General features: G+C 66.9%; 6 protein-coding genes. All 6 read left to right on the plus strand.

The features are described from left to right. The first annotated feature begins 9 nt into the window (after positions 1-9). Entirely contained in the window at positions 10-3,147 is a 3,138-nt protein-coding gene (gene ileS / locus RU01_RS14485; protein WP_042575287.1) for an isoleucine--tRNA ligase, read from the plus strand. A gap of 72 nt (positions 3,148-3,219) precedes the next feature. Then, complete coding sequence (locus tag RU01_RS14490) at positions 3,220-4,515, plus strand: DNA polymerase IV (RefSeq protein ID WP_442970529.1); 1,296 nt, start codon at positions 3,220-3,222, stop codon at positions 4,513-4,515. A gap of 13 nt (positions 4,516-4,528) precedes the next feature. Then, positions 4,529-5,092: a TIGR03086 family metal-binding protein gene (locus RU01_RS14495; RefSeq protein WP_042575278.1), complete on the plus strand. Its 564-nt coding sequence runs from the start codon at positions 4,529-4,531 to the stop codon at positions 5,090-5,092. Between the two features lie 516 nt (positions 5,093-5,608). After that, the gene (locus RU01_RS14500; protein WP_042575289.1) at positions 5,609-6,256 is read left to right on the plus strand and encodes a cutinase family protein; all 648 of its coding nucleotides are present in this window, start codon (positions 5,609-5,611) and stop codon (positions 6,254-6,256) included. Between the two features lie 28 nt (positions 6,257-6,284). Further along, a complete protein-coding gene (locus tag RU01_RS14505) occupies positions 6,285-6,626 on the plus strand; it encodes a DUF2200 domain-containing protein (RefSeq protein WP_042575279.1) in 342 nt (113 codons plus the stop codon). A 77-nt stretch (positions 6,627-6,703) separates the two neighbouring features. Beyond that, on the plus strand, positions 6,704-7,152 hold a 449-nt coding region (locus RU01_RS14510; protein WP_197074783.1), incomplete at its 3' end, for an EAL domain-containing protein.

The raw sequence follows: 7,152 nt of genomic DNA on the forward strand, positions 1-7,152 counted from the left end.
ATCACCGCCATGACTGATCAACCGTCGAAGCCGGCCGACACGTCGTCGGGTTACCCGATCGTCTCGTACGGTGCGGGATCGAACGGCGTCGACTTCCCCGCCCTCGAGCAACGGGTGCTCGCCGGGTGGGACGCCGACGGAACCTTCCGCGCCAGCGTCGACGCCCGCGCCGACGCCGACGAGTTCGTCTTCTACGACGGGCCCCCGTTCGCCAACGGACTGCCGCACTACGGCCATCTGCTGACGGGATACGTCAAGGATCTGATCCCCCGGTTCCAGACCATGCGGGGCAAAAAGGTCGAGCGACGCTTCGGGTGGGACTGCCACGGACTTCCCGCCGAGCTCGAGGCCGAGAAGCAGCTCGGCATCACCGACAAGAGCCAGATCGACTCGATGGGACTGGCCGAGTTCAACGCGTACTGCAAGCAGTCCGTCCTGCGCTACACCGGTGAGTGGCGCGACTACGTCACGCGCCAGGCGCGGTGGGTCGACTTCGACAACGACTACAAGACGCTGGACCTCGACTTCATGGAGTCGGTCATGTGGGCGTTCAAGGAGCTGCACGACAAGGGCCTGGTCTACCAGGGCTTCCGTGTGCTGCCGTACTCCTGGTACGAGCAGACGCCCCTGTCGAACCAGGAGACGCGACTCGACGACGCCTACAAGATGCGTCAGGACCCCGCTGTCACCGTGCGGATGACACTGACCGCTCCCGGCTCACCGTTGGACGGTGCCGATGCGTTGATCTGGACCACCACCCCGTGGACCGTGCCGTCCAACCTGGCGATGGCGGTACGCCCCGACATCGACTACGTCCAGATCGAGGACGGCGAGGGTGGCCGAGTCGTGCTCGCTCGCGATCGCGTGTCCCACTATGCGCGGGAGTTCGGCGACGAGCCGGTCGTGGTCTCCGAGCACACCGGTGCCGACCTGATCGGCCTCGCCTACACGCCACCGTTCGACTTCTTCCTCGGCCACGAGAACAGCCACCGTGTGCTGTCGGCCGACTATGTCACCACCGACTCCGGCACCGGGATCGTCCACCTCGCACCGGCCTTCGGTGAAGAGGACATGGACGTCGCCACGGCCAACGGCATCGAGGTCGTGCAGCCCCTCGACGCCGGCGGCAAGTTCACCTCGATGGTGCCGCCGTACGAGGGTCTGATGATCTTCGATGCGAACCCGGTGATCATCAAGGATCTCAAGGCGTCGGGAAAGCTTGTGCGGCACGAGACGATCGAGCACTCCTACCCGCACAGCTGGCGCTCCGGTCAGCCGCTGATCTACATGGCGGTGCCCTCGTGGTTCGTCTCCGTGACCAGCTTCCGCGACCGGATGGTCGAGCTGAACCAGGACATCACGTGGGTTCCCGAGCACATCCGCGACGGCCAGTTCGGCAAGTGGCTCGAAGGTGCCCGCGACTGGAACATCAGCCGTAATCGCTACTGGGGCAGCCCCATCCCGGTGTGGGTGTCCGACGATCCCGCCTACCCGCGTACCGACGTGTACGGCAGCCTCGACCAGATCGAGGCCGACTTCGGCGTCCGTCCGACCGACCTGCACCGGCCCTTCATCGACGAGCTGACCCGTCCCAACCCGGACGACCCCACGGGCAAGTCCGTCATGCGCCGGGTCCCCGAGGTGTTGGACTGCTGGTTCGAGTCGGGATCGATGCCCTTCGCCCAGGTGCACTACCCGTTCGAGAACGCCGAGTGGTTCTCCACGCACAACCCGGGCGATTTCATCGTGGAGTACAACGGCCAGACGCGCGGGTGGTTCTACACCCTGCACGTCCTGGCGACGGCGCTGTTCGACCGGCCGGCGTTCCGGACCGTCGCCGCACACGGCATCGTGCTGGGCGAGGACGGGCTCAAGATGAGCAAGTCCAAGGGCAACTACCCGGACGTCAACGAGGTGTTCGACCGCGACGGCTCCGACGCCATGCGGTGGTTCCTCATGTCGTCGCCGATCCTGCGCGGCGGCAATCTGATCGTCACCGAGCAGGGCATCCGTGAGGGTGTGCGCCAGGCGCTGCTTCCGATGTGGAACGCGTGGAGTTTCCTGCAGCTGTACGCGTCGAAGCCGGGGGCGTGGCGGACCGATTCCACCAATGTGCTCGATCGCTACATCCTGGCCAAGTTGGCCGAGACCACGCGCGTCATCACCGAGGCGTTGGAGGCGGTCGACATCGCCGGGGCGTGCGACGAGCTCCGACAGTTCTGCGACGCGCTGACCAACTGGTACGTGCGCCGCTCGCGTCAGCGCTTCTGGAACGAGGACGCCGACGCGATCGACACACTGCACACGGTTCTCGAGGTGCTCACCCGGATCGCCGCACCGCTGCTGCCGTTGATGAGCGAGGTCATCTGGCGCGGCCTGACCGGCGGACGCTCCGTGCATCTGGCGGAGTGGCCGGTGGTCGGTACGGAGTTGCCGGCCGACCCTGAGTTGGTCGCGTCGATGGACGAGGTCCGCACGGTGTGCGGTGCGGCGCTGTCGCTGCGCAAGGCGAAGAACCTGCGTGTGCGTCTGCCGCTGCAGGAGCTGACCGTCGCTGCCGACGATGCGGAACGGCTGCGGCCCTTCGCCGATCTCATCGCGGACGAGGTGAACGTCAAGCGCGTCGATCTGACGACGGACGTCGATGCTCACGGACGCTTCGAGCTCGTCGTGAACGCCCGCGCGGCCGGGCCGCGCATCGGCAAGCAGGTCCAGGCAGTCATCAAGGCCGTGAAGGCGGGGGAGTGGACCGAGACCGACGGCGTCGTGCAGGCGGCTGGACTCGACCTGCTTCCCACGGAGTACACGCGCAGACTCGTTGCCACGGAACCGGATTCGACGACGGCGCTGCCGGGTAACGCCGGCCTCGTCGTGTTGGATTCGGTGGTGACGGAGGAGCTCGAAGCGGAGGGTTGGGCAAAGGACCGCGTCCGGGAGTTCCAGGACGCCCGTCGGTCCGGTGGCTTCGACGTCTCCGATCGTCTCGTCGTGCGTGTCGAGGTTCCCGCCGAGCGGAGGGCATGGTTCGACACCCACCGCGATCTCATCGCCAATGAGATCCTGGCGACGGACCTCCAGGTGGGCGACCCGGGAGACGCCGCCGTCGATCTGGGTGACGGAGTGCGGGCATCGTTGGTGAAGGCCTGACGGTGTGACGGGTACTGCGGGGTGACCGGCAGTTCGGCCGATCGCAGCAGACGCTGGGTGCTGCATCTCGACATGGACGCGTTCTTCGCATCCGTCGAGCAGCTCACCCGGCCGACGCTGCGCGGTCGGCCCGTTCTGGTCGGCGGGTCCAGCGGCCGCGGCGTCGTGGCCGGGTGCAGCTACGAGGCTCGGGTGTTCGGCGCTCGGTCCGCGATGCCGATGCACCAGGCGCGGCGGCTGATCGGGTCGAACGCGGTGGTCGTCCCTCCACGCGGGAAGGTCTACTCCGCGCTGAGCACCGTCGTCTTCGACACGGTGCGCCGCATCGTGCCCGTGATCGAGCAGCTCTCGCTGGACGAGGCCTTCGGGGAGCCCACCGAACTGATCGGAGCGACTCCGGCCGAGGTCGAGGAGTTCTGCGAGGGACTGCGGGCCGCTGTGCTGGACGCGTCGGGACTGGTGGCGTCGATCGGCGCGGGCGCCGGCAAACAGATCGCGAAGATCGCTTCGGGACTGGCCAAACCCGACGGCATCACGGTGGTGCCGCCGTCGGAACAGGCGACGCTCCTCGAGACTCTCCCGGTCCGGAAGTTGTGGGGCATCGGCCCCGTCGCCGAGGACAAGCTCCGCCGCCTGGGAGTGCTCACCGTCGGAGCATTCGCGGCGCTGCCCGAGGCGGAGGCAGCGTCCGTCCTGGGTTCTGCGGTCGGCCCGAGCCTGCACCGCCTCGCTCGTGGTGTCGACGACCGGCCCGTCGTCGAGCGCGCCGAATCCAAACAGGTGAGCGCCGAGACGACGTTCGCCACCGACATCGTCGACATGAGCGGCTTGCGGTCGGCCATCGTGGCCAGCGCGGAGGCGGCGCACGCTCGGTTGATGAAGGACGGGCGGGCTGCGCGGACCGTCGTCCTGAAGCTGCGGAAGTCGGACATGAGCATCGTCACCCGGTCGGCGACTCTTCCCTACGCCACCGTCGATCTGTCGATCATCATCGCGACCGCTCAGCGTCAAGCCCTGGATCCGCAGGAGCTGGGCAGCATCCGCCTCGTCGGGGTCGGACTGGCGGGCTTGTCGACGGTCCGGCAGGAGTCGTTGTTCCCCGAGCTCGACCAGGAGAGCGTCGACCTGGGGAGCGCGGTGACGACGTCGCAACCGTCCGCTGCGGTGGTCACCGAGGACGTGTTGCTGTGGAGGCCCGGGCTCGATGTCCGACACGACGAGTACGGGCACGGGTGGGTTCAGGGCGCAGGGCATGATGTCGTGACGGTCAGGTTCGAGACCCGCAGCACCGGTCCCGGTGTGGCGCGGACCTTCGCCGGCGACGACGCACACCTGGCCGTCGCCGATCCCATGGACAGTCTTTCCTGAAGGAGCATCGAACATGGCACTTCCCGGCGATCCGGCCGAGCGTCACCGCGTCGTCGCGGCGGGCTTCACCGCGCGCGTGGAAGGCACCACCGACTGGGATGCCCCGGCTCCCGTTCCGGGCTGGCGTGCGCGAGATGTCGTGGGACACCTGGTCGAGTGGTTCCCCGCATTCCTGTCGAGCGCTACAGGTTTGGAGCTCGAGCGCGGACCGGCGGTCACCGACGATCCCGTCGCAGCGTGGACTGTGCACACCGAGGCTGTGCAGAGGGTGCTCGACGGACCCGACGCGGCCACGCCGTTCGAGCACCCGATGGTCGGGACGATGCCGTTGCCGGTCGCGGTGAGCCAGTTCTACGTCTCGGACATCTTCATGCACACCTGGGACCTCGCCCGCGCCACCGGTCAGGACGAGCACCTCGACGAGGACACCTGCGCCGAGATGCTCGCAGGCATGGAACCGATCGACGACCTGCTCCGCTCGTCCGGGCAGTACGGTCCGCGCGTCGCGGTTCCCGACGACGCCGACGTCCAGACTCGTCTGCTGGGCTTCATCGGTCGGGATCCGTTGCATCGCTGACGTGGCGGGTGCTGGAGGGGGTGTGCACACCCGTTGTGGTGAGCGCGCACCCGGTGCAGCCGGCTGTAGGGGGTGTGCGGTTCGCGTAGGGGGTGTGCGCACCTGTTGTGGTGAGCGCACACCCGTTGCGGCCGGCTGTAGGGGGTGTGCGGTTCACGCTGGGGGTGTGTGCACGGGCTGTGGCTGAGCGCCGGACTGCTGGGGGCCGCCGAACTGCTGCGGGTGCCGGGGTGCCGGACTGCTGAGCGCCGCCCACCGTGCGCTGGAGGGGTTGTGCGCACCCGTTGTGGTGAGCGCACACCCGTTGCTGCCGGCTGTCGAGGGTGTGCGGTTCACGCAGGGGGTGTGCGCACCGGCCGTGACCCATGCGCCACATTCATTCATGGCACACCAACAATGTCACGCGTGCACATTCATGCATTGTTGCCATGACATTCTTTCCATCGAAAGGCTATGCCGGTACCGGCAAGTTGGTTACTGTGACCGTCGACCATGACAGTCGAGGGAATGAGTGACATGAGAATTCGTCTTTTCGCCCAATTCTGCGCAACGGCAGCGGTAGTCGCATCGGCACTGGTGATTCCGGGTGCAGTCGCAACGGCAGCGCCCTGTTCGGATATCGACGTTTCTTTCGCGCGCGGTACGGGTGAAATACCCGGATTCGGCATTACCGGCGGGCCGTTCGTCAGTAGTCTGACGGCGCAAGCGGGAGGTCGATCGGTCAGTACGTATGCGGTGAATTATGCGGCGGATTTCACGCAGGCCAGTGCCGGTCCCGGTTCGAGGGACCTCGTCGCCCACGTCACGTCCGTTGCAGCATCGTGCCCCGGCACGAAGTTCGTGATCGGTGGCTACTCGCAGGGCGCCACGGTCGTGTCCAATGCCGTCGGGCTCAGAACCCCCAGCAGCGTTACCGGCGCGGTGCTTCCTGCTGCCGTCGCCGACCGAGTCCGCGCCGTCGTCGTCTTCGGCAATCCGCTGGGGCTGACAGGTCAGCGCATCGAGACGGCCAGCAGCACCTACGGTCCGAAGGCGCGGAGTTTCTGCAACTTCGGTGACCCGGTCTGCCAGATCGGTGGCTTCAACACTTTCGCGCACCTCACCTACGGGTCGAACGGCAGCGCTGCGCAGGGTGCGACCTTCGCGGTCTCGAAGCTCCAGTAAGCGGCCGATCAGCCATAGAATCGTCGGCATGCACCGCATCTTCGGCACCGCAGTCGCGTCCGTGTATCCGCACTACGTCGCGAAGGTGGAGCGAAAAGGTCGCACGAAGGACGAGCTGGACGAGGTGATCCGGTGGCTCACCGGCTTCGACGACTCCGAGCTCGCACACCATCTGGCATCCGAGACGACGTTCGCCGACTTCTTCGATGCGGCACCGATGAACGAGCATGCTGCGCTCGTCACCGGATCGGTGTGCGGTGTGCGCGTCGAGGAGGTCGAGGACCCGCTGATGCAGAACATCCGCCGACTCGACAAGCTTGTCGACGAGCTGGCGAAAGGTCGTCCGATGGTCAAGGTTCTGCGAGCGTGAACCGGCCCGTCCGGCCGTGACGTGTCACTATGGTGGGACCGCTCGCGCCTCCGTCGCGTTCCAGGCAGGGGTCACAGATGAGTGTCGACGATGACGAGTCCACCGGCTCGACATCTCTGGTGACGGAATCGGTCCTGGCGAACATCGGCTCGGTTCGCGCGAGCTATCAGCCGGTCGTCGAACTGGGTACCTGCCAGGTGATCGGATACGAGGCGCTCGCGCGGTGGCCCGCGTACCCCGACGCCGACGTGACGGACGTGTTCGGCACGGCATCGACGCGCGGACTTCTCGGTGCTCTCGACTGGGTGTGCCGCCTAGCGGCAATCGAAGGTGCTGTCGACGCGGGCCTGCATGCTCCCTATCGCTTGTTCGTCAACATCGAACCGACGTCCGGGGTGAGTACCGAGTACTCCGTCCGCGAGCGACTCCGGGACATCCGCCGCCGCGCGGTCGAGGGGTTCGTCGTGGTCGCCGAATTGACCGAGCGGTCCTTGCTGGCAGATCCGGCGACCCTGCTCTCGGTGGT

This window comes from Rhodococcus sp. MEB064, assembly GCF_000834565.1.
GTDB lineage: Bacteria > Actinomycetota > Actinomycetes > Mycobacteriales > Mycobacteriaceae > Rhodococcoides.